20 protein-coding genes are annotated in these 25,842 nt (G+C 73.1%); 8 read left to right on the top strand and 12 right to left on the bottom strand.

The features are described 5' to 3' along the window. Positions 1 to 212 precede the first annotated feature (212 nt). On the bottom strand, positions 213 to 1,226 hold the full coding sequence (locus ABZT03_RS30070; protein ID WP_356045092.1) for a hydroxyacid dehydrogenase: 1,014 nt from the start codon (positions 1,224 to 1,226) through the stop codon (positions 213 to 215). A 742-nt stretch (positions 1,227 to 1,968) separates the two neighbouring features. Here ABZT03_RS30070 and ABZT03_RS30065 point away from each other — a divergent pair. Beyond that, a complete protein-coding gene (locus ABZT03_RS30065) occupies positions 1,969 to 2,622 on the top strand; it encodes a response regulator transcription factor (protein WP_356045089.1) in 654 nt (217 codons plus the stop codon). Positions 2,623 to 2,675: 53 nt separating this feature from the next. On the opposite strand, the gene ABZT03_RS30060 is transcribed toward ABZT03_RS30065, so the two are convergent. After that, on the bottom strand, positions 2,676 to 5,579 hold the full coding sequence (locus tag ABZT03_RS30060) for a BTAD domain-containing putative transcriptional regulator (RefSeq protein WP_356045086.1): 2,904 nt from the start codon (positions 5,577 to 5,579) through the stop codon (positions 2,676 to 2,678). A gap of 219 nt (positions 5,580 to 5,798) precedes the next feature. On the opposite strand from ABZT03_RS30060, the gene ABZT03_RS30055 reads away from it, so the two are divergent. Both ABZT03_RS30055 and ABZT03_RS30050 read left to right on the top strand, forming a co-directional pair. After that, positions 5,799 to 6,953, top strand: a complete 1,155-nt coding sequence (locus ABZT03_RS30055; RefSeq protein WP_356045083.1) for a ferritin-like protein — start codon at positions 5,799 to 5,801, stop codon at positions 6,951 to 6,953. 805 nt (positions 6,954 to 7,758) lie between these two features. Next, positions 7,759 to 10,059 (top strand): Tat pathway signal sequence domain protein, encoded by a 2,301-nt coding sequence (locus tag ABZT03_RS30050; RefSeq protein WP_356045080.1) that lies wholly within the window; start codon positions 7,759 to 7,761, stop codon positions 10,057 to 10,059. 123 nt (positions 10,060 to 10,182) lie between these two features. On the opposite strand, the gene argG is transcribed toward ABZT03_RS30050, so the two are convergent. After that, a complete protein-coding gene (argG, locus tag ABZT03_RS30045) occupies positions 10,183 to 11,631 on the bottom strand; it encodes an argininosuccinate synthase (RefSeq protein WP_356045077.1) in 1,449 nt (482 codons plus the stop codon). 159 nt (positions 11,632 to 11,790) lie between these two features. Beyond that, positions 11,791 to 12,714: an SGNH/GDSL hydrolase family protein gene (locus ABZT03_RS30040; protein WP_356045075.1), complete on the bottom strand. Its 924-nt coding sequence runs from the start codon at positions 12,712 to 12,714 to the stop codon at positions 11,791 to 11,793. 260 nt (positions 12,715 to 12,974) lie between these two features. Here ABZT03_RS30040 and ABZT03_RS30035 point away from each other — a divergent pair, with 260 nt between their 5' ends. After that, positions 12,975 to 13,790, top strand: a complete 816-nt coding sequence (locus ABZT03_RS30035; RefSeq protein ID WP_356045072.1) for an SAM-dependent methyltransferase — start codon at positions 12,975 to 12,977, stop codon at positions 13,788 to 13,790. A 120-nt stretch (positions 13,791 to 13,910) separates the two neighbouring features. On the opposite strand, the gene ABZT03_RS30030 is transcribed toward ABZT03_RS30035, so the two are convergent. Further along, entirely contained in the window at positions 13,911 to 14,126 is a 216-nt protein-coding gene (locus tag ABZT03_RS30030; RefSeq protein ID WP_356045070.1) for a DUF4177 domain-containing protein, read from the bottom strand. A gap of 249 nt (positions 14,127 to 14,375) precedes the next feature. On the opposite strand from ABZT03_RS30030, the gene ABZT03_RS30025 reads away from it, so the two are divergent. The 4 genes from ABZT03_RS30025 to ABZT03_RS30010 all read left to right on the top strand — a co-directional run bounded on the left by ABZT03_RS30025 (position 14,376) and on the right by ABZT03_RS30010 (position 19,722). Then, a complete protein-coding gene (locus ABZT03_RS30025; RefSeq protein WP_356045100.1) occupies positions 14,376 to 15,017 on the top strand; it encodes a DUF6629 family protein in 642 nt (213 codons plus the stop codon). Positions 15,018 to 15,322: 305 nt separating this feature from the next. Further along, a complete protein-coding gene (locus ABZT03_RS30020) occupies positions 15,323 to 15,808 on the top strand; it encodes a DUF485 domain-containing protein (protein ID WP_356045068.1) in 486 nt (161 codons plus the stop codon). Then, complete coding sequence (locus tag ABZT03_RS30015; protein WP_356045065.1) at positions 15,805 to 17,418, top strand: cation acetate symporter; 1,614 nt, start codon at positions 15,805 to 15,807, stop codon at positions 17,416 to 17,418. Before ABZT03_RS30020 ends, ABZT03_RS30015 begins: the two co-directional genes overlap by 4 nt. Positions 17,419 to 17,577: 159 nt before the next feature. Further along, positions 17,578 to 19,722: a hypothetical protein gene (locus ABZT03_RS30010; RefSeq protein WP_356045062.1), complete on the top strand. Its 2,145-nt coding sequence runs from the start codon at positions 17,578 to 17,580 to the stop codon at positions 19,720 to 19,722. 99 nt (positions 19,723 to 19,821) lie between these two features. Here ABZT03_RS30010 and ABZT03_RS30005 read toward each other — a convergent pair whose 3' ends face one another. From ABZT03_RS30005 to ABZT03_RS29975, 7 genes are all read right to left on the bottom strand, one after another. Then, complete coding sequence (locus ABZT03_RS30005; RefSeq protein ID WP_356045059.1) at positions 19,822 to 21,045, bottom strand: cytochrome P450; 1,224 nt, start codon at positions 21,043 to 21,045, stop codon at positions 19,822 to 19,824. Beyond that, positions 21,042 to 22,265, bottom strand: a complete 1,224-nt coding sequence (locus tag ABZT03_RS30000; RefSeq protein ID WP_356045056.1) for a cytochrome P450 — start codon at positions 22,263 to 22,265, stop codon at positions 21,042 to 21,044. The genes ABZT03_RS30005 and ABZT03_RS30000 overlap by 4 nt, the downstream gene beginning before the upstream one ends. Then, positions 22,262 to 22,855 (bottom strand): ATP/GTP-binding protein, encoded by a 594-nt coding sequence (locus tag ABZT03_RS29995; protein ID WP_356045097.1) that lies wholly within the window; start codon positions 22,853 to 22,855, stop codon positions 22,262 to 22,264. The genes ABZT03_RS30000 and ABZT03_RS29995 overlap by 4 nt, the downstream gene beginning before the upstream one ends. A gap of 13 nt (positions 22,856 to 22,868) precedes the next feature. After that, the gene (locus ABZT03_RS29990; RefSeq protein WP_356045054.1) at positions 22,869 to 23,216 is read right to left on the bottom strand and encodes a DUF742 domain-containing protein; all 348 of its coding nucleotides are present in this window, start codon (positions 23,214 to 23,216) and stop codon (positions 22,869 to 22,871) included. Beyond that, positions 23,213 to 23,620: a roadblock/LC7 domain-containing protein gene (locus ABZT03_RS29985; protein ID WP_356045051.1), complete on the bottom strand. Its 408-nt coding sequence runs from the start codon at positions 23,618 to 23,620 to the stop codon at positions 23,213 to 23,215. Before ABZT03_RS29985 ends, ABZT03_RS29990 begins: the two co-directional genes overlap by 4 nt. Continuing rightward, on the bottom strand, positions 23,617 to 25,209 hold the full coding sequence (locus ABZT03_RS29980; protein ID WP_356045050.1) for an ATP-binding protein: 1,593 nt from the start codon (positions 25,207 to 25,209) through the stop codon (positions 23,617 to 23,619). Before ABZT03_RS29980 ends, ABZT03_RS29985 begins: the two co-directional genes overlap by 4 nt. Positions 25,210 to 25,376: 167 nt before the next feature. Beyond that, positions 25,377 to 25,829, bottom strand: a complete 453-nt coding sequence (locus ABZT03_RS29975) for a hypothetical protein (RefSeq protein WP_356045047.1) — start codon at positions 25,827 to 25,829, stop codon at positions 25,377 to 25,379. Positions 25,830 to 25,842: the final 13 nt, after the last annotated feature.

Here is a 25,842-nt window from a genome sequence, read left to right as displayed (position 1 = left end):
GCTCGTGCCCGCCTCCTGGGAGGAGGCGCTGGACCGGATCGCCGGGGAGTTGCCGTCGAACCTGCCGAACTCCGGGACGCCTTCGCCCGGTTGGCGCGCCGCTACGCCGACGCCGCGGCGGGGCCCGCCCCGCAGGCCGCGGAACCTCCGCCCCGGACCTGACCACACGGCCGATCCCCCAGCGGGCGTTGAGCCGTGTCCGCGTCGACCACTCAGGCGATGGTGGCCAGTTGGGCGCGGTGCAGGGCGTGCTCGGGCGCCAGTCCGGCCGCGAGGCGTTCCAGTTCCGACACGACGGTGCCGCCGAGGCGGGCCAGTTCGTTGCCGAGGGACCCGGCGATGTGCGGGGTGAGGAAGACGTTGGGAAGCCGGCGCAGCGGGGAGTCCAGGGGCAGCGGTTCCGGTTCGGTGACGTCCAGCACCGCGTTGATCCGGCCGCCGACCAGCTCCTCGGTGAGCGCCTCCGGATCGATGAGCGCGCCGCGCGAGGTGTTGACGAGGGTGGCGCCGTCCGGGATCAGGGCCAGCCGTTCGCGGCTGAGCATGCGGTACGTCTCCGGGGTGTCGGGGGCGTGCACACTCACGATGTCGCTGGTCCGCAGGAGTTCGTCCAGCGCGAGAGGAACGGCGCCGAGTGCCGCCGCCCCGGCCTCGTCCACGTACGGGTCGTACAGGACGGCCGAGAGGTCGAAGGGACGCAGCAGTTCCAGCACCCGGCGCCCCACGTGCGAGGCGCCGATGACGCCGACGCGCCTTCCGAGGTTGCCGACCGCGAGACCGGAGTCCGGCGCCGGCGGGAGGGGCTCGTCCCGCGAGCGCTCGCGGAGGCGGAAGGCGTCCTTGCCGGCGAACAGGATCGCGGCGAGCGTGTACTCCGCGACGGGCAGGGCGTTGGCCCGCGCGGCGCTGGAGACCACCAGCCCCCGCTCCCAGAAGCCGTCCGACAGGATGCCCCGCACACTGCCCGCCGCGTGCAGGACGGTGCGGAGCCGGGGGGCCGCGTCCAGCACCCCGGCGTCGATACGGGGGCAGCCCCAGCCCGTGATCAGCACCTCGGCCCCGGCCAGCGCCTCGGCGGCCTCCGGCCGGCTGAAGTCCCGCACGACGAGCTCCGGGTCGATGTCCACCAGCTCCCGCAGCCGTTCCAGCTCAGGGGCGGGGAACAGCGCGGGCAGATGGACGGGGTCCAGTGCGAACAGGGCGCGGGGACGTGGGGCCGTCGGCATGCAGCTCCTCCGGGAGCGGGGACGTGGACGGGCGGGCGCCGGGCGTCCTCCGGAAGCCGGATGACCGGGGGGCGGCACGGCAAACGTGGTCCACGCTAGGGAGCGGGTACGGCAACGGTCAATGCCGCGTCGGCGCGCCGGTTTCCGGACGGCCGGACGGAGCGTACGGGTCGGGCGGACGTCGGGCGGCGGGGCGTATAGGCGTGGCGGACGTTGCGCCCGACGGCGCGTACCGGCTCGGCAGATGTCGCGCCCGGCGGCGAGCACCGGCCCGCCGACGTCAAACCGGCTGCCCGTCGAGATCGAGGCGGGCGAACGCATCCCGCTGGAACGTGGCGGGCGGCCCTGACCTGCCGCTCCGGCCGGCGGAGGGCCGCCGCGTCGGCGTCGGCGTGGCCCTGCGGAGGCGTCCCAGCGGGGCTTGCGCCGAAGGGCCCGCGTAACGGATGAGGAGGCACGTCCGGGGTGCGAGGCCATCACGGGGTCCGGTCCAGGCGGGTGCCGACTGGCCTGAGGCCGCTGGCGCGGGTCGCGGGGCACCCCGCCTCCCCGCCGCCGCCCGTCGCCCGCCGCCCCCGACGAAAGTGGGGGACCGCCCTGGACGATCGCCGGGGGCGTCCCCCGTCGTCGGCGCCTACGCTTCCTGGGTGACCGGAGACGAAACGGACGGCCGCCGCTGCCTGCACAGGACACCGGCGGTCCTCGCCGTCCCCGCGGCCCCCCGACAGAACGGCCCCCGCACATGATCCGCGCCATGATCGTCGACGACGACGCCCTGGTCCGACTCGGTCTGGCCGACCTGCTCGACGGCGACGAGGGCATCGAGGTCACCGCGCAGGCCGCCGACGGGCTGCGCGCGGTCGAACTCGCCCAGGCCCATCGGATCGACGTGGCCCTGGTCGACGTACGGATGCCCCGCATGGACGGCATCACCGCCACCGCCCGACTGCGCGCCCTGCCCCACCCGCCGAGGGTGATCACCCTGACCACCTTCGACCTCGACGAGTACGTCTACAGCGCGCTCGCCGCCGGCGCGGACGGATTCCTGCTCAAGGACACCGACCCGGACGAGATCCTGCGCGCCGTCCATCTCGTCGCGGCCGGCTCGGCCATGCTGCACCCCTCGGCGGCCCGCCGGCTCATCGACCGCTACCACGCCACCAGCCGCCCCCGGGCGCTCGACGCCCGCGACCGCCTCGCCACCCTCACCCCGCGCGAACGCGACGTGCTGGGCCTTCTGGCGCGGGGCGACACGAACGCCGACATCGCCGGCGCCCTCGGCATGCGGGAGAGCACCGTAAAGGCCCACGTCAGCCGCATCCTGACCGCGCTGGAGGTCACCAACCGCGTGCAGGCCGCGCTGGTCGCCCGCGACGCCGCCGACCTCGGCACCTGACCCGGCCCAGCTCCGAGTCACGACCGGTGCGCGGCTCGCCGAGCCGGTCGCCGTCACCGCGCCGACGGACTGACCGGAGCCTCTCCGGCATGCTCGCGGGGTTCGTCCAGTTCCCGGAGCCTGGCGGCGACCGCCTGTGCCTCGGGGTGGGCGAGGTCGGTGAGGAGGGTCAGGGCGCTTCGCCAGGCGGTGCGGGCGGCCTCCCGGTCTCCCGTCGCCGCGTGCGTGTCACCGATCCGGACCAGACAGAACGCCTCCTCCGACGGCACACCCACCTGACGGAAGACCGCCAGGGCGTTGCGGTATCCCGTGAGGGCCTGCGCGTGGTCGCCGAGCTGGTGGTGGGCATAGGCGATGCTGTCCCAGGTGGCGGCCTCACCGACATGGTCGCCGAGCTCCCGCTGAATGGCCACGGCCTCCAGACAGTGGGTGAGGGCGTGCTCGTACTCCCCGAGCGTGGCGTGGTCCCAGCCGACCGCGTTGAGGGCCGACGCCAGCGGGGCCTTCTGGCCGGTGCTGCGGAACAGCTCCAGGGCCCGCCGGTCGTGTTCGAGTCCGGCGGTCAGGTCACCGCGCCTCTCCGCCTCCCAGCCGAGCCCCAGTTGGACGTAGGCCCGTCCGACGTCGTCCCCGGTCTCGGTGAAGAGTTCCAGGGCCTGTTCGAGGTGGGCGCGGGCCTCGTCGCGCAGTCCGAGCCGGCCCTCCACTCTGGCCAGTCCGCGCAGGGCGTGGGCCCGCAGGACGGGATCGGCCTGCCGGTGGGCCGCGTCGACCACCGTCCGCTGGACCCCGGCCCAGCCGTGCCAGTGACCACGCCGGTCCAGGAACCGCTCCAGCCCCGAGACCAGCTGACAGGCCAGGCGTTCCCCCGCCGCGCCGGAGGCCGCGGCGCTCTCGACCACGGCGAGGAGGACCTGGTACTCCGCGGTGAGCCAGGCCAGCGCCTGGTCGTCGTCCGCCAGCGGCTGGGGCAGCACTTGGCCGGGTGCCTCGGGCAGCGGGAGCACGTCGGCGTACGGCGCGATCAGCAGCCCCGCCGCGTGCGCCGAGTACAGGTAGTGACCGAAGAGCCGGCTCACCGCCGACTCCCGCTGCTCCTCGCCGAGTTCGGTGCGGGCGAGTTCGGCGGCGTAGGCGCGCAGCAGGTCGTGGAAGGCGTAACGGCCCGGCACGCGCTCGTTGATGAGGTGGACCCGCGACAACTCGCCCAGCAGGAGCCGCGCCTGACGTACCGTCGTGCCGCCGAGGGCGGCGGCCGCGGGGGCGGTGACGTCCGGTCCCGGATGCAGTCCCAGCAGCCGCAGCAGACGGCCCGCGTCCGGCGACAGCGCCCGTACCGACCACGAGAACACCGCGCCCACGTCCGCCGCCACGTCGGCGCGGGTGAAGGCGTCCAGGCTGCCTTCCGCCGCCCGCAGTTCGGCCGCGATCGCGGCCAGCGAGAACCCCGGATGCGCCGCCGCGCGCGCCGCGACGCAGGCGAGTGCCAGGGGCAGCCCCGCACAGGACGCGATGATCTCGGCCACCGCCGCCGGTTCCGCGTCCACCCGCTCCGCCCCGAGCCGGCGGACCAGGAACTCGCGCGCCTCTTCCGCTCCCAGCGAGTGCAGGGTCAGGGAGTGGGCGCCGTGCGCGGCCACCAGGGCGGTGAGCTGGTTGCGGCTGGTGACGATCGCCAGCGATCCCGGCGAGGCCGGCAGCAGCGCGCGTACATGATCGCTGTCCCGCGCGTTGTCCAGCAGCACCAGCACCCGGCGCCCCGCCAGCAGACTCCGGTACAGCGCCGCCTGGGCGTCCACCCCGCGCGGTACCCGCTCCGGTGCCACCCCCAGAGCGGCGAGGAAACCCCGTACCGCCTCCCCCGCGCTCATCACCGCGCCCGAGGGGTCGAAGCCGCGCAGGTTCACATACAGCTGTCCGTCGGGATAGCGGGCGGCGACGCGGTGTGCCCAGTGCACCGCGAGCGCCGTCTTGCCGACCCCGGCCATTCCGCCGACCGCGCTGATCACCACCGTCCCCGCCGGCCGGCCGTCATCCGACACCCAGCCCAGGACCTTCTCCAGCTCCGCCCGCCGCCCGGTGAACGCGGCCAGGTCGTGCGGCAGTTGCGCGGGCACCGGCACCCCGGCGACCCGCCCGGCGGCGCCGGGAGCGGGTTGCCCGCCCGTGCCGGCGTCCGCGGGGGCAGCCGCCGTCTCACGGGCCGCGATCCGGTGGGCCTCCCGCAGCTCCGGCCCGGGATCGATCCCCAGCTCGTCGGCCAGCCGGGCCGACACCGCACCGTAGGCGTCCAGGGCCTCCGGCCGCAGCCCGGCCGCCGCCAGCAGCCGGATCAGCCGTGCCACCAGCGGCTCGTCGAGACCCCAGGCCGCGACCGCCTCCCGCAGCCGGGGCACCACCGCTTCCGGAGCACCCGCCCGCAGCGCGGCGTCGGCGGCCTCCTTCACCGCCTCGACGTACTCGCCCTCCAGCGCGCCGAACACGGCGTGGGCCCGCGCCCGCTCCGGAATCCCGGAGACGGCCGGCAGCCGCCACAACGACAGCGCCGCATCGTAGGACTCCACCGCCCGCGCCCACGCCCCGTCCGTCCTCGCGCGTCGCGCCTCGGCCCACCGCGCCCGGAACCGCAGCAGATCCAGCGCCTCCTGGTCGAGCACCAGCCGGTAACCGCCCGCCTCCCGCACCAGCCAGCGGCCCGCGGCCCGCGCCGGAAGCCCGGGCTCCAGCAGACGGCGTACGGCCCCCACCAGACGGCGCACCACGTTCACCGCGCTGTCCGGGGCGCCCTCGCCCCACAGCACCTCGGCGATCTCCCCCACGGCGACCGGTTCACCGGCCCGCACCAGCAGCAACGCCAGCAGCGCCCGCTCCTGCGGACGCCCCGGTTCCACCTCGGTCCCCGCGCGCCAGACCCGCACCGGCCCCAGCACCTCGAAGCGCACCGGCTCCCGCGACATCCCTGACCCCTCACCTCACCCGCCCCGCGCCCCGACCCTACGCCCCGCACCTTGTAACCCTGAGTTACCCGATCCCGCCGTGGGCCGACAGGGTGGTGCAGGGGTCGGTCACAGCCACGCGCCTTGGGATTGCCCATGATCGTTGCTAGCTTCGCGAGCCGTCGGAGGGTCCCGGACACCAGAGTCGAGGCGGGGCCAAGCCTATGAGCGGAGACTACGGTGACTGGTACGAGCAAGAGTCCTGACGGCGCGGCCACTCCCCCGCTCAGGCGCCGGACCTTCATCGCGTCGGCCGCGCTGACGGCGGCCGCTCCGGTCTCCGCCGCCTCCGCCCAGGCCGCCGGACTCCCGGCGAGCGAGCGGGTGCCTCCCGCTCCCGGCCCCGGGGCGGTCGCCCGTCTGCTCGCGGTGCCGCATCAGGGGCGTGACGTCGAGTGGCTGCGCACGGCTCTCCAGGTCGCCGTCGAACTCGAACTCGCCACCATCCCGCCGTACTTGTGCGGCTGGTGGTCCATCAAGGACCGCGGCGGAGAGGCCGCCCGGCTGATCCGGCGCATCGTCGGCGACGAGATGTACCACCTGGGCGTCGTCTGCAATTTGCTGGTGGCCGTGGGCGGGCGGCCCCGGCTCACGGGAGTGGCGCCCGAGTACCCCGGTCCGCTGCCCGGCGGCGTGCGCACCGGCGTGAACGTCTACCTGTCGGGGCTTACCAGGTCCCTCGTGCACGACGTCATGATGGCGCTCGAAGCGCCCGAGACCCCGCTGGCCCGCGACGCCCACACCTCACCCAGCATCGGCAGGTTCTACGACAACCTGCTCCACGCGTTCAAGAGCGTGGCGCCGGAGCTGTCGAAGCGAGGGCAGTTGTCCGAGCACATCGGCTCCGACGTGCTGAAGCCCGTCGACAGCCTCGCCGCTGTCGAGCGCTCTCTCGACATCATCAAGGAGCAGGGCGAGGGCAGCACGAGCTCCCCCGCCGACGCGTTCGGCGACGACCACCCGGCGCACTACTACGCCTTCGGCGAGATCTACCACGGACGGCAGCTGCGCAAGGAGGGGAAGAGCTGGCGGTTCACGGGTTCGGCCGTGCCGTTCCCGGACGCGCGTCCGATGGCGCGGGTCCCGGCCGGCGGCTGGCCCCACCCGTCGGCGCAGGTGCAGCGGATCCTGGACCACTTCGACGATTCCTACGCCACGGTGCTGGACGCGCTCGAAGGGGCCTGGGCCGGCGGCGACGCGAGCGCGCTGCGAGCGGCCGTGCACACGATGCGGGGGATGGAGGGGCCCGCCGTGGAGCTGATGGACATCACCATCCCCGACGCACCGGGCAACTACGGCCCCCAGTTCCGGCCGCCCCTCGCCGGGCGCGGCTGACCGGGCGCGACCGAACCGGCGCGGCTGACCCTGCCGGCTGACCCTGCGCGGCTGGCCGGGGGGCCGCGCTCCGCCGTCGTCCGACCCGACACTCCCCCGTCCTTCGGCCCGACGCCCGTCGCCGTCCGGTTCGGCGGACGACCGTCTTACGACCCGGCGGACCGCCCGTCGTGTCGGGCGCCCCACCCCGACGTACATCCGATCTCTGATCGACGCAGCACACATATTGACGCGCCCAGCCCTCACTCATACCTTGAAGCACGAAATAGATCCGATGAATGCTCGGATCGCGCAGGCCCGGTCGACAGCTCTCCGAGCGGCCGGGCCCGCTTCGGGCCCGCGCGACACCCATCGATCAGGGAAGTGACATGAACTCATCACGGCGCCGGGTGCCCGCGGCCGGCGGCTTACCGGCCGGAGGGACCGCCCACGCGACGACCCCGTCGGCGCCCTCCCCCGCGGCCCCGGCACGACGCCTTCGGCCGCACCGTCCGGGTCCGTCTCGACGACTCGCCGATGCTGACACGGCAGGAGCGCGGCCCGGCCACCCGGCACGTGAGGAACGGCGAACACCAGCACGGCGGCGGCCGCGCCGAGGCGCGCTTCCGCGACCTCAGGTACGGGACGCGCCGAGCGGCGCGCGGCCGACCGGCACACACCGCACCCGGTCGGCCGGACCACGCGGGGTCTGCGCTCTCCGCCGCCCGTCCGACCGGCTCTGACGGTGCGGCGCACCGCGCCCTCGCCCGCTCTCCCCTGACCTGTCGGTCCCCCCTGACCAGTCCCTCTCGTTGGAGGCACCCGCATGACCTCTCGCAGAGCAGTCCTCGGCTCGGCCCTGGGCGGTACGGCCCTCGCCGCCCTCCCCACGGTCGCCCAGGCGGCCGGCGCCCCCGCCGACGCCGCCGGCCCGGCCGCCGCTCCCGGCGTCCACGCTCCCTGGACCCTCCACAACCGCATGGGCTCGGCCGACGCGTGGTCCTCGTTCCTGCGCGGCCAGGACCTGGTGTGGCGCCGCCTGCCCAAGGTGTGGCACGAAGGACCGTTCCTCGGGGACGGGCGGCTCGGCAGCATGGTGTACCAGGAGCCGGGTTCCAACAGTGTCCGCTTCACCGTCCAGCACGGTGAAGTGCAGGACCACCGGCCCGAGTTCGGGAGCGGCTGGGGCACCTGCCGGCTGCCCGTGGGCCATCTGACCCTCGACCCGGTCGGGACCGTCACCGCCGTCGACTGGCGTCTGAGCCTGTGGAACGCCGAACTCACCGGCACGGTCACCACCGACAAGGGCACCCTGAAGCTGTCCGCCCTCATCCACGACGGGATGTTCGCGGCCCGCGTGACCGCCACCGGTGAGGAGAAGGCCACCTGGACCTTCCATCCCGAGGAGGCGCTCAGCCCCCGGAGGATCAGCGAGGAGCCGCCGGCCGGCTACGTCCAGAACCCGCCCTGGACCACCCAGGCCACCGGGGACGTCCAGCAGGTCCTCCAGCCGCTCGTCGGCGGCGGACAGACCGCGACCGCCTACCGCCGCACCAAGGACACCCTGCTGCTCAACGTGAGCCACAGCTTCCCCTCCGGCACCCGCGCCGCGGCCGACTCGCTCAAGAAGATCCGGCAGGCCGGGTCGTACCCGGCGCTGCGCAAACGGCACACCGGCTGGTGGCAGGCGTTCTACCGCAAGAGCTTCGTCTCGATCCCCGACGAGCGGCTGCAGAGCTTCCACTGGATCCAGCTCTACAAGGTCGCGTCGGCCAGCCGGGCGGGCGGACCCGTGATGGCGACCTGCGGCCCCTGGCTGGAGCCCACCCCGTGGCCCGCCGTGTGGTGGAACCTCAACCTCCAGCTGGAGTACTGGCTCATCCACGGCTCCAACCACCTGGAACTCGACGCGCTCGCGACCACCCTGCGGCAGAACCAGGAACAGCTGACCGCGAACGTGCCCGCCGCCTACCGGTCGGACAGCGCCGGAGTCGGCCGCAGTTCGGACATGTTCGCCCAGCGCGGGGTCGGCACCCCCGGCAGCGGCGCCGAGGTCGGCGACCTCACCTGGGCCCTGCACAACGCGTGGCTCAGCTACCGGCACACCATGGACCAGGCACTGCTGCGCGACACCGTCTTCCCCCTGCTGCGCCGCGCGGTCAACTACTACCTGCACTTCCTCCAGCCCGGCGACGACGGCAAGCTGCACCTGCCCTCGACGCTCTCCCCGGAGTACCCCGTGGTGCCTCCGCGGGACACCAACTACGACCTGGCGCTGATCCGTTGGGGCTGCACCACCCTGCTGGAGGCGAGCGCGCGCCTGAAGATCGACGATCCGCTGAAGCAGCGCTGGCAGGAGGTGCTGGCCAAGCTCACGCCGTACCCGGTGGACGACAACGGCTTCATGATCGGCGGGGACACCCCGTACGCGCAGTCCCACCGCCACTACTCGCACCTGCTCATGGTGTACCCCCTCTACCAGGTGAACTGGGACCAGCCGGAGCAGCGCGAGCTGATCGAGAAGTCGGTGGTCCGCTGGCACGCGCTGACCGGCGCCCACCGCGGATACAGCTACACGGGGGCCGCCTCGCTGTACGCGATGATGGGCCGCGGGGACACCGCGCTCACCTATCTGAAGAAGTTCTTCGACCCCACCACGCGCTACCCGTGCCGGGCCAACACGCACTACACCGAGGCCGGTCCGGTCATCGAGACCCCGCTCTCGGCGTCGCAGTCCCTGCACGACATGCTCTGCCAGAGCTGGGGCGGCGTCGTGCGGGTGTTCCCGGCCGTACCGGCCGCCTGGGCCGATGTCACCCTGCACGACTTCCGCACCCAGGGCGCCTTCCTCGTCAGCGCGGTCCGCGCGGGTGGTGTCACCCGCTTCGTGCGCGTGCGGAGCCTGGCCGGGGAGCCGCTCGTGATCCGCCACTCCCTGTCGGGCGGCCCGGTGACCGCGCTGCTGGACGACGGGACGCCGGCCCGCACCCGGGCGCAGGGCGACGGCACCCTCGCCGTGGAACTCGCCAGGAACCGCGAGGTGTTGCTGTACACGGGGGCGCGGCCCGCCCTCGACATCGCTCCGGTCGGCGTCAGTGAGCCGGGCGAGCCGTGGGGACTGCCGTAACCCACGACTCGCCGCCGGGAGGACGTGTGCGGGAGGGATGCGGGCGCACCGCGCACGTCCGGTAACGGCGGCGGGCCCCGGCGGACCGTGGTCCGCCGGGGCCCGCCGTCCGGGTGGCCGGTGTCAGTCGGTGCCGGACTCCATCGCGGCGCGGTCCAGCATCGTCTCCTCGTCGGTGGCCTCGCCGCGTGAGGCGATCACCTCGGCGCCGCCCTCGTCCATGGCGCCGATCAGACCGGTCGAGGCCGCCTGCGCGGCACCGATCGGCCTCGCGTGGTCGCTGCCGACCAGGCCCAGGCCCGCGTACTGCTCAAGACGGGCGCGGGAGTCGGCGATGTCCAGGTTCCGCATGGTGAGCTGGCCGATCCGGTCCACCGGGCCGAACGCCGAGTCCTCGGTCCGCTCCATGGACAGCTTGTCCGGGTGGTAGCTGAGCGCCGGGCCCCGGGTGTCGAGGACCGAGTAGTCCTCGCCGCGCCGCAGCCGCACGGTCACCTCGCCGGTGATCGCGGTGCCCACCCAGCGCTGGAGCGACTCACGCACCATCAGCGCCTGCGGGTCCAGCCAACGGCCCTCGTACAGCAGCCGGCCCAGCCGCCGGCCCTCGTTGTGGTAGGCGGCGACGGTGTCCTCGTTGTGGATCGCGTTGACGAGTCGCTCGTAGCCGATGTGCAGCAGCGCCATGCCGGGCGCCTCGTAGATGCCGCGGCTCTTGGCCTCGATCACCCGGTTCTCGATCTGGTCGGACATGCCCAGGCCGTGCCGGCCGCCGATCGCGTTGACCTCCATGACGAGGTCGACCGGGGAGGCGAACTCCTTGCCGTTGACGGTGACCGGGCGGCCCTGGTCGAAGCCGATCGTCACGTCCTCGGGGGCGATCTCGACGGCCGGGTCCCAGAACCGCACGCCCATGATCGGGTCGACCGTCTCGATGCCGGTGTCGAGGTGCTCCAGGGTCTTCGCCTCGTGCGTGGCGCCCCAGATGTTGGCGTCCGTGGAGTACGCCTTCTCCGTCGAGTCGCGGTAGGGCAGCGCGTGGGCGAGCAGCCACTCCGACATCTCCTTGCGGCCGCCGAGCTCCGTGACGAAGTCCGCGTCCAGCCAGGGCTTGTAGATGCGCAGGTGCGGGTTGGCGAGCAGCCCGTAGCGGTAGAACCGCTCGATGTCGTTGCCCTTGAACGTGGAGCCGTCGCCCCAGATCTGCACCCCGTCCTCGAGCATGGCCCGCACCAGCAGCGTGCCGGTCACCGCGCGCCCCAGGGGCGTGGTGTTGAAGTACGGGCGACCGCCGGACCTGATGTGGAAGGCGCCGCACGCGAGCGCCGCCAGCCCTTCCTCGACCAGCGCGGCACGGCAGTCGACGAGCCGGGTGATCTCGGCGCCGTAGGCGGAGGCACGGCCGGGCACCGACGCGATGTCGGGCTCGTCGTACTGGCCGATGTCGGCGGTGTACGTGCACGGCACGGCGCCCTTGTCGCGCATCCAGGCGACGGCGACCGAGGTGTCGAGCCCGCCGGAGAAGGCAATGCCGACGCGCTCGCCGGTGGGGAGGGAGGTGAGGACCTTGGACATGGCAAGATTATGCAACATCCCGCATGATCATGCAACACGGCGGTGAGGGGCGCGCTCCGGAACGTCCCGGTGCCTGTTCGCCGCGTCCGAACGGCACCTGGGTGCCTGTTCGCCGCATCCTGGCGGCCCCCGGGGTGGTCCCCCGGGGACGCCGGTGCCTCAGTGCCTGCCGTCCCTGCCGTCCCTGCCCAGGCGCTGGAGCACGGCCGTCGCCATGGCCGCCTCGCCCTTGGCGTTGGGGTGGGCGGGGGCCGCCGGGGAGGCCGGCCGCAACGGTTCGATCCAGCGGTCGGCCGGCGCCTTGCACATGTCGTGGCCGCGGGTGGGGCCGTAGGTGTCGACGTACTCGGCGCGGTTCAGCGCGGCCACCAGCCGGAGCATCAGGTTGAGCCGCTTGGTGGTGTCGCGCAGGTAGGGGAAGTCCTTCGCCGCGAACGGCACCGAGGGGTAGCAGCCGCTGCCGTCGTCGGGCAGCAGGTCCGGGTAGCCGACGACGAGCACCCGGGCGTGCGGCGCCCTGGCGTGGACGGACCGGAGCACCCGTGCCACCTTCGGCGCCGTCTCCAGCACCGCGAGGGACAGCCGGTCGACGCCGGTGGAGGCGTAGTGGCGACGGCACGGGTCGCCCGCCAGGTCCTGCGAGCCGAGCTGGGCGCAGGTGCCGATGATGGAGCTGAACCCGATGTCGTTGCCGCCGATCTGCAGCGTCACCAGGTCGGTGTCACGGTTCACGGCGTCCAGTTGGGGAGCGTTGGTCCCCTGCGCCTTCCACATCTCCTCGGTCGTCGCCCCGGAACAGCTCACGTCCGCGAGGGCGACCGCTCTTCGGGCCGCCGCCACCAGCGAGGGGTAGTTGTGGTCGGAGCGGGCGCAGTTGGCGTCCACCTGGGTGGGAATGAGGGGGCCCGAGGTGTAGGAGTCCCCGAGGGCGACGTAGTCGGTGTCGCGCCCGCCGCCCGAGCCGTGGGCACCGGCCGGCGCCGCGAGGCCCACCACGAGGGCGCAGCCGCCGACCGCCGCCGCGGCGGTCCTGACCCGACGGCGGGCCCCCGCCTGTGCGGCGGGATGCGGGTCACGGTTCATGAGGGGCCTCCCCTGGTTGGAGCGCACAGCGGGGCGAGGCCCGGCTCGCGGTCCCTCCCCGTTCGACCTGGCTTGTATACCGGCCGGTACGACTGATCGGCCAGAGGTGCGCGGCAACGAATCGGGACGACCGGAGCGCCTGCGGCGAAACTCCGCGTCGCGACACACCGGAAACGTGAACTGGTGTACGCGTGCGCGCCGTTGGGACGTACGTTGGGCGCAGCACACTTCACGCCTCGGCCGAAAGACGGACGCCTCCCATGACCGACCCCGCAACGCCGCCCTCCGCAGAGCCGCACCAGAAGATCGACACGTCGGTGCCGCACTCGGCCCGCATCTGGAACTACTGGCTGGGCGGCAAGGACAACTACCCCGTCGACGAGGAGGCCGGGGACGCGTACACGGCCGTCTTCCCGGGGATCGTCACCATCGCCCGCAGCAGCCGCGCCTTCCTCCGCCGCAACATCACGCACCTGGTCGCCGAGGCGGGCATCAGGCAGTTCCTGGACATCGGCACGGGTCTGCCGACGGCCGACAACACCCACGAGGTGGCCCAGCGGATCGCTCCCGAGTCGCGGATCGTCTACGTCGACAACGACCCCATGGTCCTGACGCACGCCCGCGCCCTGCTCTACTCCACCGCGGAGGGCGCGACCGCCTACGTCGACGCCGACGTGCTGGACCCGGACCGCATCCTGGAGGCCGCCGCGAAGACGCTGGACTTCAGCCGGCCGACCGCCCTGATCCTCAGCAACATCCTGGGGCACATCGGCGACTACGACCGGGCCCGTTCCATCGTCACCCGGCTGATGGCCGCGCTGCCCTCCGGCAGCTACCTGTCGATCAACGACGGCTCGCGGGGCGTCGACCCGGTCTTCGAGCAGGCGCAGGACGCCTACAACGAGAGCGGCGCGGTCCCCTACAACCTGCGGACCCCCGAACAGATCACCGTGTTCTTCGACGGCCTCGAACTGCTGGAACCGGGCGTGGTGTCGGTCGTCCACTGGCGTCCGGACGCCGGCGCGCCCGCGCAGGACGCCGTCGCCGAGCACGGCGGTCTGGCCCGCAAACCCTGAGTGCCGTGCGCGGGTGAGGCGGCCGTCCGTCCGGTGACGGGGGCCGCCTCACCCGTCGTCACGTGGGACGGTGCGGGATCCTCCGGCCGGGCTTCTCGCTTCGCCGCCCGGCGGGGCGGCTCAGCCGCGCGGACGCTCGAAGGTCAGCAGCAGGCCCTCGACGGCTCCGGGACCGATGCGGCCCTTGACGTCGGCCGAGGTGATGGCCTTCAGGGCCCAGCCGTCCCCCGCGTGCTTGTTGAGGACCTTCTCCAGCTTGTCGCTGTCCAGCGCGTCGCCGATCAGCGACTCCCTGAAGCTGACGACCTTGTACTCGTAGGTGTACGGGTTGCTCATGGTGGCGAAGCCTTCCTTCGGCCGCTGGGGCCAGGGTGATGTGGTGCCGGCCGACACCAGCCAAGCACCCCCGGGCCCGCCACGTCCCGGCGGGCCTCCTTTCGGCCCACAGCCACATGTGTCGCGGCACCCGTCGCGGCGGCGCGCCGGTGCCCGGGTGCCGTGTCGAACGGGGGGCCGCGCGCGGACGTCGTACGGTGGTGCGCGGCGAACGCGGAGGCACACGACGGCGGACCCCATGGTGGCGTGATGTGTTGGAGTGCGACGGCCGATCTCGTGGCGGGCGCAGGTGTCGCGGCCCTCGGGGTGGCCTGTGTGGCGCGGGTGCGTGACGCCCGCGACCTTCCCCTCGCGGCGCTGCCACTGCTGCTGGGAGCCCATCAGATCGTCGAGTCGGTGCTGTGGGACTCCGGCGGCGGAAGCGGACCGGCCGCTGTCCTGTGGGCCGTCATCGCGTTGCCGCTGCTGGCGGTGTGGGTGCCGCTCGGAGTGCTGTGCGCCGCTCCACGGCATGCCCGGGGCCGTCTGCTCCTGCCCCTGACCGCCGCAGCCGTGACGGCCGCGATGCTGGCGCGCGCCCTCGCCACTCGGCCGGTGACGGCCGAGATCCGCGGTCACACGATGGGATACGTCCTCGGTCTCTCCCACGCGACCCCACTGGTCCTCGGCTATCTCCTGGCCACCGTCGGCTCGTTGCTGCTGTCCGGCGACCGGCGGCTGGTGGTGCTCGGGGGGTCGGCCGGAGTGGGCGCGGCCGTCTGCTGGACGTTGTGGCGGGCGGAGTTCATCTCCACCTGGTGCGCCTTCGCGGCGCTGTGCTCGGTGGTCCTGTTCGGCTGGGTGCGCTCGCGGTCGCGCCCGGCGCGCGCTCCGGCGCGTTCGGCGGGGTGACCACCTACCGCCCCACCTGGCCGGACACCTGCCGAACGGTGCGCCAGCCCCGGGCCGTCCGCCCTCGAGGCCAAGCCGTGCGGCGATGCGGAGGCCGGAGCCCACGCGCCACTCCCGTGCCTTTCAGCAACAGCCGTAACTCGCACAACGTTCGAGGTCACAGCGTTGCGAAGCCGCCACCAGGAAGTTCCGCGGAAGACCTCCCGGAGGGTCGGACACCCGCATAGCGTGCGATGACCCGAACCGCTCCCCACGTCCTCGCGGTCCCCGCTCCTCGGGGCCCCGCCTCGCTAGGAGATTCTGGGATGTCCTTCGACAGCTCCGAGTTATACCCGGCTCGACACCGGCACGGACGGCACTCCTCTCCCGACCCGGCCCTCCGCACTCCGAGCCCCGCTCCGCGGTCCGCCGAGCCGGCGACCGGGGCCCCCGATCCGGCGGCCGGCCGGACGTGGCCGGGCGGACGCCGGCCACGCTCCTGGACCGGCCACCACCGCCATCTGCGGCTCCTGCGCCGTGCCTGCCGCTGGCAGCGGCGCGTCGCCACCCTCGCGGCCCTCGGCTACTTCGCGGTCTTCCTCACCCTCACCGTCCGGGTCCCCTCGGTCATGACCCGCCCCGCCCCGGGAGGCCTGCCCACCGGACTGGTACTCGCCCTCCTCCAACTCCCCGTCACCTGGCTGGCCGTCGTCCTGTTCGAGTGCACCGCGCGCCGGTACGTCGACCCCCTCGCGCGCCGGGTGAGCCGGCACGCGTACCCGGCCGACCGTGACGGGGAGCCGCAGCCGTGACGGACTTCAGCGGCGCCGCCCAGTCCTGGTCCCTCGTCGCGTTCTGCAGTGTCGTGACCGTCACGCTCCTGCTGTGCGTGCTGACCGGCCCCGACCGCGACGACATCGACGAGTTCTACACCGGCTACCGGTCCCTGTCGCCGCTGCGCAACGGCCTGGCCGTCGCCGGCGACTACATCTCCGCAGCGACCGTGCTGACCATCGGCGGGGTCATCGCCCTGTGCGGCTACGACGGGGTCGTGCTGGCGCTCAGCACCCTGCTGTCGCTGCTGCTGCTCATGTTCCTGCTCGCCGAACCCCTGCACAACACGGGCCGTTTCACGATGGGCGACGCGCTCGGCCGGCGTCTGCCGGGGCGCTCGGTCCGCATCACCGCCTGCGTGGTCACCATCCTCTCGCTGGTCCCGATGATGGTGGTCCAACTCGCCGCCGTAGGACAGCTGTTGGCGTTCATCCTGGGTTTCTCCGACAGTTCCATGAAGACCGGGTGCGTCGTCGGGGCGGGCACCCTGATGATCAGTTACGCGGCGCTGGGCGGGATGCGGGGCACCGCCCTGATCCAGATCCTCAAGACGGTGATGCTGCTGGGCTCGGGGCTCGTGATCGCCGTACTGGTCCTGCACACCTTCGGCTGGAGCCCCCGCACCCTGTTCCACGCCGCCGCGGACCGCAGCGGCTCCGGCCAGGCGTACCTGCGCTACGGCCTGCAGTTCGCCGGTGGCCCGCATCCCGGCCTCGACATGGTCAGCACCCAGTGCGCGATCGTGCTGGGCGGCGCCTGCCTGCCGCACGTCACCATGCGCATGTACACCGCGGGCAGCGCGCGCCAGGTGCGCCGCTCCATGTCCTGGGCCGTGTCGTCCGTCGCGCTGTTCGTCCTCGTGATCACGGTCGTCGGCGTCGGCGCGATGGCCCTCGTGGGGCGGGCCGGCATCGCCGCCGCCGACCCGCGGGGCAACACCGCCTACCTCCTGGGTTCCCGCGCCGCGTTCGGTCCGCAGCTGTCCCGGCCGGAGAGCCTGCTGTTCACCACGGTCACCACGGCGATCTTCCTCACCCTGCTCGCCTCGGTGGCCAGCATGACACTGGCCTGCGCCAACTCCCTGGCCCATGACGTCGCCGCCTCCCGGCGCGCCCACATGCCGCCGCTGCGCGAGATGGCCCTGGCCCGTGCCGCGGCGCTGGCCGTGGGGGCACCGGTGATCCTGCTGGCGGCGCTGGCCCAGCACCGCAGTCTCCAGCCGCTCGCCACGCTGTCGTTCTGCCTGGGCGCCTCCGCCATCGCCCCCGCGCTCGTGTACAGCCTCTTCTGGCGGCGCTTCACACGTGCCGGGCTGCTGTGCACGCTCATCGGCGGTTCACTCAGCGTCCTGGTCCTGATGACCGGCACCAACCTGGTGTCCGGCTCGCCCCTCGCCGCCTTCCCCGACGCCCACTTCAACTGGTTCCCGTTCACCACGACCGCTCTGGTCTCGGTCCCGCTCGGCTTCTTCTTCGGCTGGTCCGGCACCCTGCTGTCCGGGCGGCGGGCGACCGACCGGGCCCGGGGGCGCTACGAGACGATCGAGCACGTCCTGCTCGCCGGCCCGCCGCGGCGCCGGACCGGATGAGCGGCCGGGCCGCCGCCGGCAGGTAAGCGGAAGGGGACTCTTTCACTAATTCAAGACGAACTGTTTCCGTCCACGGGATGTACAACCATTCGCCCCCACTTCACGTCGAACAGATCAACGACGGCATCCGCCGTGGGCAATACCGGGGGAGCTGTGCCGATGATGATCCGTTGGTTGTGCGACGCGCTGCGCGTACGGGGGAAGGCGGACCTGCTCCTCGTGTTCTTGTTCTTCGCCGGCTTCGCGGCGCTGCCCGTGTGCGCGCTGACGCCGTCCCTGTGGGGTTTCGCCGCGGCCTCGGCGGTGAGCTACGCGGCGGACGAGGCGTTGCACCAGCGGGCTCCCACCTTCGTCCGGCGGCTGTCGACGCTCCAGGTCGACCGCACCATGCGGTTCGCCGTCAGGACGCTGATGCTGCTGGCGCTGGCCGAGCGGATGGACGCGCCGGGCGCGGTGCCGGCCGTGGGCGTCGCACTCTTCAGCACCCACTTCGCGCTGGTCATGCTGTACTCGGCCGTGCACCACGCGATCCGCAGGCGGCGGACCCTGCCGGTGGTGGTGCGCAACCTGGACATGAGCGGGGCGGGCATCCCGCAGCGCCCGCCGGCGTACCTCTACCGGCGCCATCTGCGCAAGATGCTCCACCTCGACCTGCCGGCGCACGCGGGGCTGCTCACCGCGCTGGCGACGGGGACCTGGTACCCGGCGTACCTCGGCTACGCGCTGACCGGCGCGCTGGCCGTGGCGGCGGTGCTGGCCCTGCTGGGACAGTTCCGCAGGGCCCGCCGGATGCCGGGGCGCGAGGGCGTGATCGCCGAGGTCAACCGGCAGCTTGCCGGCTACCGGCCCGAGGTGGCGCTGTACTTCAGCTTCGCCGCGGTGTCACGTGACTTCATGTACCAGGTCAACATGTGGATCGAGACGCTGGAACACCTCGACCGGCGCCCGCTGATCATCCTGCGCGAGCACGCCTCGTTCCAGAACCTGAGCCGCACCTCGGTCCCGGTGGTCTGCGTGCCCAAGGCCGACGACCTGGCCGAACTGGAACTGCCCGAGGTCCGCGTCGTGCTGTATCCGGGCAACGCCGGCAAGAACGTGCACATGCTGCGCGTCGCCGAGGCCAAGCACGTCTTCATCGGCCACGGCGACAGCGACAAGCTCGCCAGCAGCAACCGGGTCAGCAAGGTGTACGACGAGATCTGGGTGGCCGGCCGGGCCGGCCGGGACCGCTACCAGCGCGTGCGGCACGCCATCAGCGACGAGGCCATCGTCGAGGTGGGCCGCCCGCAGCTGTCACCGATCCGGCTGCACGACGACCACACGCCGGGTCCGCTGCCCGTCGTCCTGTACGCCCCCACCTGGGAGGGCTGGAGCGACGACGACTGCCACACCTCCCTGATCCCGATGGGCGTCACCCTGGTGGAGCGGCTCCTCGCGGAGAACGTACGGGTCGTCTACAAGCCGCATCCACTCACCGGCAAGCGCTCGAAGGAGGCGGCCGCCGCGGACCGGGAGATCCGGGCGCTGCTGAACGCCGACAACGAGCAGCGGGACGCGGCCGAGGCGCAGGCCGCGATCGAGGCCGCGAGGCCGCGCCTGAAGGAGATACAGACCCGGCTGGACGAACTGGCCGGGCGTCATGGCGGCGACCTCGTCCAGCAGACCGCCGACGCGCGCCTGCCCGACCCCGAGGACGCCGCCGAGTGGCGGGAACTGCACGCCGAATGGCACCGGCTCTTCCGGGAGAGCCGCGGCCCGGTCCGGCACAGTGTGATCCTGAGGCAACTGCCCACGCTGTACGAGTGCTTCGACCAGGCCGACTTGCTCATCAGCGACGTCTCCTCGGTGGTCGCCGACTTCGTGGCGAGCCTCAAGCCGTACGTCCTGACCAACGCCCTCGACCTGCCCGACGAGGAGTTCCGCGCCGCCTACACCACCGCCGGCGGCGCCTATCTGCTCGACCGCGACTGCACGCGGCTGCCCGAGATCCTGCGGTCGGTCCGCGAGCCGTGCCAGGACCCGATGGCCGCGCTGCGCCGCACCCTCAAGGAGTACGTCCTGGGCCCGGACCGGCCCACCTCCACCGTCAGGTTCAACGCGGCGGTGGAGGCACTGGCCGCCAAGGCAGAGGCGGAGGCAGAGGCGGGGACCGCCGAGGAGGACGCCCCCCGGCTCCGGGAGCCGGATTTCCCGCAGCAGCGGACCGACTCCTGCGGCCCGGCGCTCGCCCCCGGTACCGGGCCCGCCCGGTCCGACGCCGGTCCCGGCGGCCAACTCGTGACAGGACGTCCGGGAGACCGCTGAGCACGGCTCGCCCCCATGGTCGACGGGCGGGCCCGGAGGTTCCGGGCCCGCCCGTCGACCATGCGTCTCGTCCCGTCCGCCGAGGTGCCGGAGGCGGGGTCAGGTCAGCGTGACCGGCAGTTCGAAGAGGTCGTTCTGCGTCACCACCGGCTTGTTGGCCAGGGCCGACGCCGGCACCGCGAGGTCCAGGCGCGGGAAACGGGCGTACAGCGCGGGCAGCGCCACACCCGCCTCCAGCCGGGACAGCGCCGCTCCCGGGCACACGTGCGGGCCGTGGCCGAAGGAGATGTGCCGGGTCCTCGTGTCGCGGGTGATGTCGAAGTCGCCGGCCGTCGGCCCGTGCGCTTGCTCGTCGCGGCCTATCGCGCCGTACGACACGATGAGCGCGTCCCCCGCCGGGATCACCTTGTCCCCGACGGGCACGTCCTCGGTCGCGAACCGGATGAGGACGTGCGAGGTCGGCGTCGACCAGCGCAGCGTCTCCTCGACCACCGCCGACCAGTCCACCGCGCCGGACAGCACCTGGGCCCGCTGCTCGGGATGGGTGGAGAGGTTCACCACGGCGTTGACGATGAGGGAGATCGTCGTCTCGTGGCCGGCCGCGACCATCAGCTGGAGGGTGGAGACGATCTCCTCGTCGGTGAGCGTGTCGCCGTCCTCGGAGGCCGCGACGAGCGCGCTCGTCAGGTCGTCACCGGGGTTCGCCCGCTTGGCCGCGACCGTCTCGGCCATGATGCCGGCCAGTTCCACCAGAGTGGCGATGACCTCCTGCGGCGGGGTCTGGGTCGAGAAGAACTTCTCGAACAGCTCCTTCAGCCGGGGCAGCCGGTCCTCCTCGATGCCCATGAGGTCGGCGACGACGTACATCGGCAGCGGGTAGGCGAACGCGGCCTTGAGGTCGACGACCTGGTCGCCGGCGGGCAGCGCGTCCAGCAGCCGCTCGGTGAGCTCGCTGATGCGGGCGCGCATCGCCTCCACCCGGCGCGGGGTGAGGGCCTGCGCGACCAGCGTGCGCATCCGGCGGTGGTCGGCGCCGTCCACGGTGAGCATCGAGCGGCCCGGGTTGGCCAGCCCGATCAGCGGCCAGTCCGGCGGGATCTCGCCGCGCTGCCAGGCGCCCCACACGTTGATGTCCTTGACCAGCCGGGGGTCGGTCAGCAGCGCCTTGGCCTCGGCGTGACGGGTGACGGCCCACACCGGGACACCGCCGGGCAGCTCGACCGCCGCCAGCGGGCCGGCCGTGCGCAGCTTCGCGCTCTCGCCGTCCAGGTCGGTGACGAACGGGTCCAGCGCGATCCGTAGTTCTTCGGTGCCGGACGTCATGGTCGGTTGCCTCCCAGGGCAGGGGTGGGTGTGAACCGCACGGGCAGCTCGGTCAGCCCGCGCAGCCACGGCGAGGGACGACGGGTGAGGGACTCGGCGGGGACCGCCAGGTCGATGTCGGGCAGCCGGTCGAGGACGACCTCGATGCCCGTCCGGGCGACCACCTCGGCGATCTCCTGGGCGGGGAAGGGGCAGCGGTGCTCACCGTGGCCGAACGAGAAGTGCGCGCTGTTGCCGCCGGTGAGCGCGGAGCCGTCGGTGCGCACCTGCGGATCGGAGTTGGCGGCCTGGAGACCGAGCAGCAGGAGGTCGCCGGCCCGGATGTGGTGGCCGCCGAGCTGGGTGTCGCGCGAGGCCCAGCGGCCGGCCACGTTCTGGGTGGGGGTGTCCTCCCAGAGGACCTCGTTCATCGCCTCGGCGACACTGTTGCGGCCGCCGAACAGCGAGGCGGCGAAACGGTCGTCGGTGAGCATCAGGCGCAGCGAGTTGCCGATCCAGTCGGCGGTGGGCTGGTGCCCGGCCGCCATCATCACCATGAGGTCCTGGGCGATCTCCTCGTCGCTGTAGCCACCGGCGTCGGCCGTCATGCGGGAGACGACGTCATGGGCGGGCGCGGCCCTGCGCTGCGCCAGCAACTCCCCCATCGACGTGGCGAGATGGCTCTGGCCCGCGAGCGCCCGATCCCCTCCGTCGATCATGTCGTTGAGGGCGGTGACCAGTCCCGGCCCCTCCTCGTCCAAGAAGCCGTACAGCCGCGCGAGCACCCGCACCGGCAGCAGCATCGCGTACTGGCCGATCAGGTCCGCCTGGCCGTGGGCGCACACGGAGTCGATCAGCTCGTCGGCGAACCGCTCGGCGTAGTGGCGCAGTTCGGACGGCGGGACCGCCTCCAGGGCGTTGCTGATCATGCCGGCCCGCTCGCGGTGGCGCTCGCCCACCGTGTACAGGATGGACGGCTGTTTGCGGCCGATCATCGGCAGCAGGGGCCAGTCGTCGGCGATGGTGTCCCACTGGTTCCACAGGTCCGAGTCACGGCTGAAGAGCACCGGGTCGCCGGTCACCTGGTGCAGTTCGCGGTAGCCGAGCACGAGCCACGCCGGTACGCCGCCGTCCAGCACCACGGGGGTGACGGCGCCGTGCTCGCGGCGCATCTCCCGGTACAGGCGGGCGGGTTCGGTCTGGAAGCGGGGGCCGCTCAGCGGAACGGCTTCGGTGCTCACGCGAACTCCCGTGGGGGCGCGACGGCGGGGGCTGCCCGCCCGCCGTACTGGTTCTGGATGTGCTGGACGAGAGTGATCAGGGTCTGCTTACTGGACTCGCGGGAGCGGGCGTCGCAGTCGACCAGCGGCACATGCGGATCGAGGTCGAGGGCCGCGCGGAGGTCCGCGTGCGCGTGGCCGGGGCCGCCGAAGTCGTTGCAGGCCACGATGAACGGCGTGCCGTGCCGCTCCAGCCGGTCGATCGCGTACCAGGAGTCGTCGATGCGCCGGGTGTCGACGAGGACGACCGCGCCGAGCGTGCCGGAGAACAGCCGGTCCCACAGGAACCAGAAGCGCTCCTGGCCGGGCGCGCCGAAGAGGTACAGCACGTTGCGGGCGTCGAGGGTGATGCGGCCGAAGTCGAAGGCCACGGTGGTCGCGGTCTTGGCGCGCACCGCGCTGATGTCGTCCACCGCCTCGCCGGCCAGGGTCATCGTCTCCTCGGTGTTGAGGGGACGGATCTCGCTGACCGAACGGACCATGGTCGTCTTGCCGACGCCGAACCCGCCGACGATCACGATCTTCAGACCGTTGTCGGCGGAGGCACCCAGCGGGGTGCGGGCGTCAGAGGCTGCGGAGTCCAACGAGCACCTGCTCCAGGATGTCGGGGTCGGGGAGGGCCGAACTGCGCGGGTGGCGGGCGCTGACGCGGCCCGCGGCGAGCAGGTCGGAGAGGAGGATCTTGGTGATGCTCACCGGCAGTCCGAGCTCCGCGGCGACCTCCACCACGGCGGCGGGGGTCTGCGCCAGGCGCAGGATCGCGGCGTGCTCCGACTGCATGCCGGGTGCCGGTCCGCATTCGGCCACCACCAGGGTGACCAGGTCGAAGGGGCTGTCCGGGCCGGCCCCGCTGCGCCCGCCGGTGAGCGTGTACAGCCGGTCGGGTGCGTCGTCCCTGCCGGGGCGGCTCATGCGGTACGGGGATGGGCCGTCAGGTGCTCGCCGAGTTGTTCCACCAGCTCGCTCATGTTGTGCCCGACCAGGCCCGCGTCCGCGTCCTCGGTGGTGACGACGGCGAGGTGCGCGCCCTCGCCGGCCTCCACGATGAAGAGGGTTCCGCCGTAGAACTCGGTCATGGACGAGCGCACGCCTCCGCTGCCGTCGCCGAACTCCACCGACGCGCCGTGCGAGAGCGACTGGATGCCGGCCGCGATCGCGGCGAGCTGGTCCGCCTGGTCGACCGTCAGCTCCGGGGTGCGGCACAGCTTCAGTCCGTCACGGGACAGCACGAGCGCGTGCCGTGCGCCGGGGGTGCGCTCCAGGAGCCCTTCGATGAGCCAGGTGAGCTTCTCGTCGGCGGTACTCGTGCCGGTCATGAGGTGGTGTCGCCTTCCGGGTGCGTGTGAGAGTGGGTCGGGGTGTCGGACGCGGTGCCGGCGGAGGCCGGTGGGCCGTCCCGCCGGGTGTCGGGAGCCGGTGGCAGCGGGTGCCGCCCGGTGGTCTCGCCGGATCCGGCCGCGCGGACGGCCTGCCGGAAGCTGCTGAAGCGGGCGGCCTTGGCCCGGATGTCCTCGGCCGGGGCCGGCCGCGGTGGGGCGTCGCCGGCCGCGGCGCGGGCGCGTTCGGCGGCGGCGAGGGTGCGGCCGCGGCGGCGCCGGGGCAGTTCACCGGGCGCGCCGGGCTCCGCCGGGTGCGTGTCGTCCACGGGCGGGGCCGTGACGGCGGCGGGTGCGGTGTCGCGGGCGGGGTCCTGCTCCCGCGGGGCGGGCGGGGACACCGGGCGCGGCCGTTCTGCCGCCGCGGGCCGCGGACCGGGCGGGGCGGTGGTGGTGACGGTGGTGAGGATGTCCTGCGGGATGAGCATGAGCACGCCGGTGCCGCCGCGCGCGGAGGGCCGGAAGGACACCTTCAGGCCGTACTTGCGCGCGAGCCGGCCGACCACGGCGAGGCCCAGCCGGGTGCCCGTGAGGCCGCCGAGTTCGGTCGTCTCACCGCTGACGGCGGTCTCCGCCCGCCGCAGCTGGACGTCGCCCATGACCAGGCCGCTGTCCTCCACCGAGACGATGACGCCCGCCGGCACCTCCTCGACGTAGACGTGCACCTCGGCGTTGGGCGGCGAGAAGGTGGCGGCGTTGTCGAGGAGTTCCGCCAGGGCGTGCATGACGCCCTCCGCCGCGTGTCCGGCGACCGCCATGTCGCTGACGGAGTGCAGCCGGATGCGCTGGTAGCCGCTGATCCGGCCCATCGCGCCGCGCAGGATGGACTCCATGCCGATGGGGCGGGCCCAACGGCGGCCGGAGCGCGCGCCGGTGAGGACGGCGACGGAGTCGGCCAGCCGTCCCGCCTGCGCCGTACGGTGGTCCAGGTGCAGCAGGTCGGCGAGGACGTCCTCGTCGCTGTGCCGCTCCTCCATGGCACGCAGGTCGGCGAGCGTGCCGGTGGCCAGGGCCTGCATGCGGGCCGCCGCGTTGGCGGTCGCGGAGATCGCCGCGGACCGTTCGCCGACGGCGCGGTCCAGCCGTGCCGTCAGCCGCCGCACCTCCTCGGTGAGGCGGGACCGCTCGGCTTCACCCGCCTGCGTGAGGTGCGCCCGTTCCCGGGCGAAGTCCTCGACGAGACGGGCGTGTTCGACGGCCTCGGCGTCGATGATGCGTTGCTGTTCCCGGCGCCACTGCTCGGCGAGACGCTCCCGCTCGTGCGTGGCGCGCAGGACGTCGTCGGTCAGGCGGCGCACCTCGGCGCCGGCGGCTCGCGCGGTCCGCCCGCCGTGTACGGCGGCGGTGACGGCGGCGCACAACAGGACGGCGGCGGCACCCGCGCCCCAGCCGAGGGGGCCGCGCACGGAGGACGGCGCCGCCGAGACGGCCCAGCCCACGACGAGGCCCGCCACGAGTGCGGTGAGCAGGGCAACGGGAAGCAGGGAGCGGACGGTGGATCGGTCGCCGGAACGGGCGGGCGCGGTCATCAATCAGGTCCTCGGGCGGCCGCTCTGGTCGCGGCCTCGTGTCGTCCTTGGGGAAAAAGTGCGCAGGAAACTGTGTGCAGCGATCAACTGGGCGTCACTATACGAGAGTTTGCGATCAGATCGAGAGGGTTGTGTCGGCTCCGTTCAGACCTGGCCGCCGAAGGTGCTCACAGGGTCCGGCGCATCAACTGCGTGAGCCGGTCGCGCTGTTCGTTGAAGGCCGCACGGGCACGCTGGAACTCCTCGGCGTCGTAGGACAGTCCCTGGGACACGACGTCCCGGTAGGTGCGCAGCGAACCGACGGTCCGGCCGACCTCCTCCAGTACGCCGTCCTCGGCGAAGAGGGACAGCTCCAGGCGCCGGGACAGCACGCTGCTGTCCCGCAGCACCGTCCCGGCCCGGGCCAGCGCCGTCTCGTCACGGTCGTGACCGCGAGCGATGTTGATGAGCGTCTCGCTCGCCTCCGCCGTGGCGTTGAGGAAGGCGATGTACGCGGCACGGCGATCGTCCTTCGTGCGCTGTTCGCTCTCCCGGACCCACCGGCGGCGCTCGGCGAACGCGGACGCGCCCAGGGCGATGAGCGCACCCATCGTCGTGTTGACCAGACCAGACCATTCCACGCCCCCACCCTGC

It is taken from the genome of Streptomyces sp. NPDC005574 (genome assembly GCF_040605435.1).
Taxonomy (GTDB): domain Bacteria; phylum Actinomycetota; class Actinomycetes; order Streptomycetales; family Streptomycetaceae; genus Streptomyces.
This window is presented reverse-complemented; position numbering and strand designations above follow the sequence as displayed.

Bases quoted from the DNA above. Each gene is read 5' to 3' on its own strand.
- ABZT03_RS30005 (WP_356045059.1), bottom strand. From the start codon at position 21,045: ATGACGTCCGGCACCGAAGAACTACGGATCGCGCTGGACCCGTTCGTC.
- ABZT03_RS30030 (WP_356045070.1), bottom strand. From the start codon at position 14,126: ATGAGCAACCCGTACACCTACGAGTACAAGGTCGTCAGCTTCAGGGAG.
- ABZT03_RS30035 (WP_356045072.1), top strand. From the start codon at position 12,975: ATGACCGACCCCGCAACGCCGCCCTCCGCAGAGCCGCACCAGAAGATC.
- ABZT03_RS30060 (WP_356045086.1), bottom strand. From the start codon at position 5,579: ATGTCGCGGGAGCCGGTGCGCTTCGAGGTGCTGGGGCCGGTGCGGGTC.
- ABZT03_RS30070 (WP_356045092.1), bottom strand. From the start codon at position 1,226: ATGCCGACGGCCCCACGTCCCCGCGCCCTGTTCGCACTGGACCCCGTC.
- ABZT03_RS30040 (WP_356045075.1), bottom strand. From the start codon at position 12,714: ATGAACCGTGACCCGCATCCCGCCGCACAGGCGGGGGCCCGCCGTCGG.
- ABZT03_RS30020 (WP_356045068.1), top strand. From the start codon at position 15,323: ATGTCCTTCGACAGCTCCGAGTTATACCCGGCTCGACACCGGCACGGA.
- ABZT03_RS30025 (WP_356045100.1), top strand. From the start codon at position 14,376: ATGTGTTGGAGTGCGACGGCCGATCTCGTGGCGGGCGCAGGTGTCGCG.
- ABZT03_RS30050 (WP_356045080.1), top strand. From the start codon at position 7,759: ATGACCTCTCGCAGAGCAGTCCTCGGCTCGGCCCTGGGCGGTACGGCC.
- argG (WP_356045077.1), bottom strand. From the start codon at position 11,631: ATGTCCAAGGTCCTCACCTCCCTCCCCACCGGCGAGCGCGTCGGCATT.
- ABZT03_RS29990 (WP_356045054.1), bottom strand. From the start codon at position 23,216: ATGAGCCGCCCCGGCAGGGACGACGCACCCGACCGGCTGTACACGCTC.
- ABZT03_RS29980 (WP_356045050.1), bottom strand. From the start codon at position 25,209: ATGACCGCGCCCGCCCGTTCCGGCGACCGATCCACCGTCCGCTCCCTG.
- ABZT03_RS30010 (WP_356045062.1), top strand. From the start codon at position 17,578: ATGATGATCCGTTGGTTGTGCGACGCGCTGCGCGTACGGGGGAAGGCG.
- ABZT03_RS29985 (WP_356045051.1), bottom strand. From the start codon at position 23,620: ATGACCGGCACGAGTACCGCCGACGAGAAGCTCACCTGGCTCATCGAA.
- ABZT03_RS30065 (WP_356045089.1), top strand. From the start codon at position 1,969: ATGATCCGCGCCATGATCGTCGACGACGACGCCCTGGTCCGACTCGGT.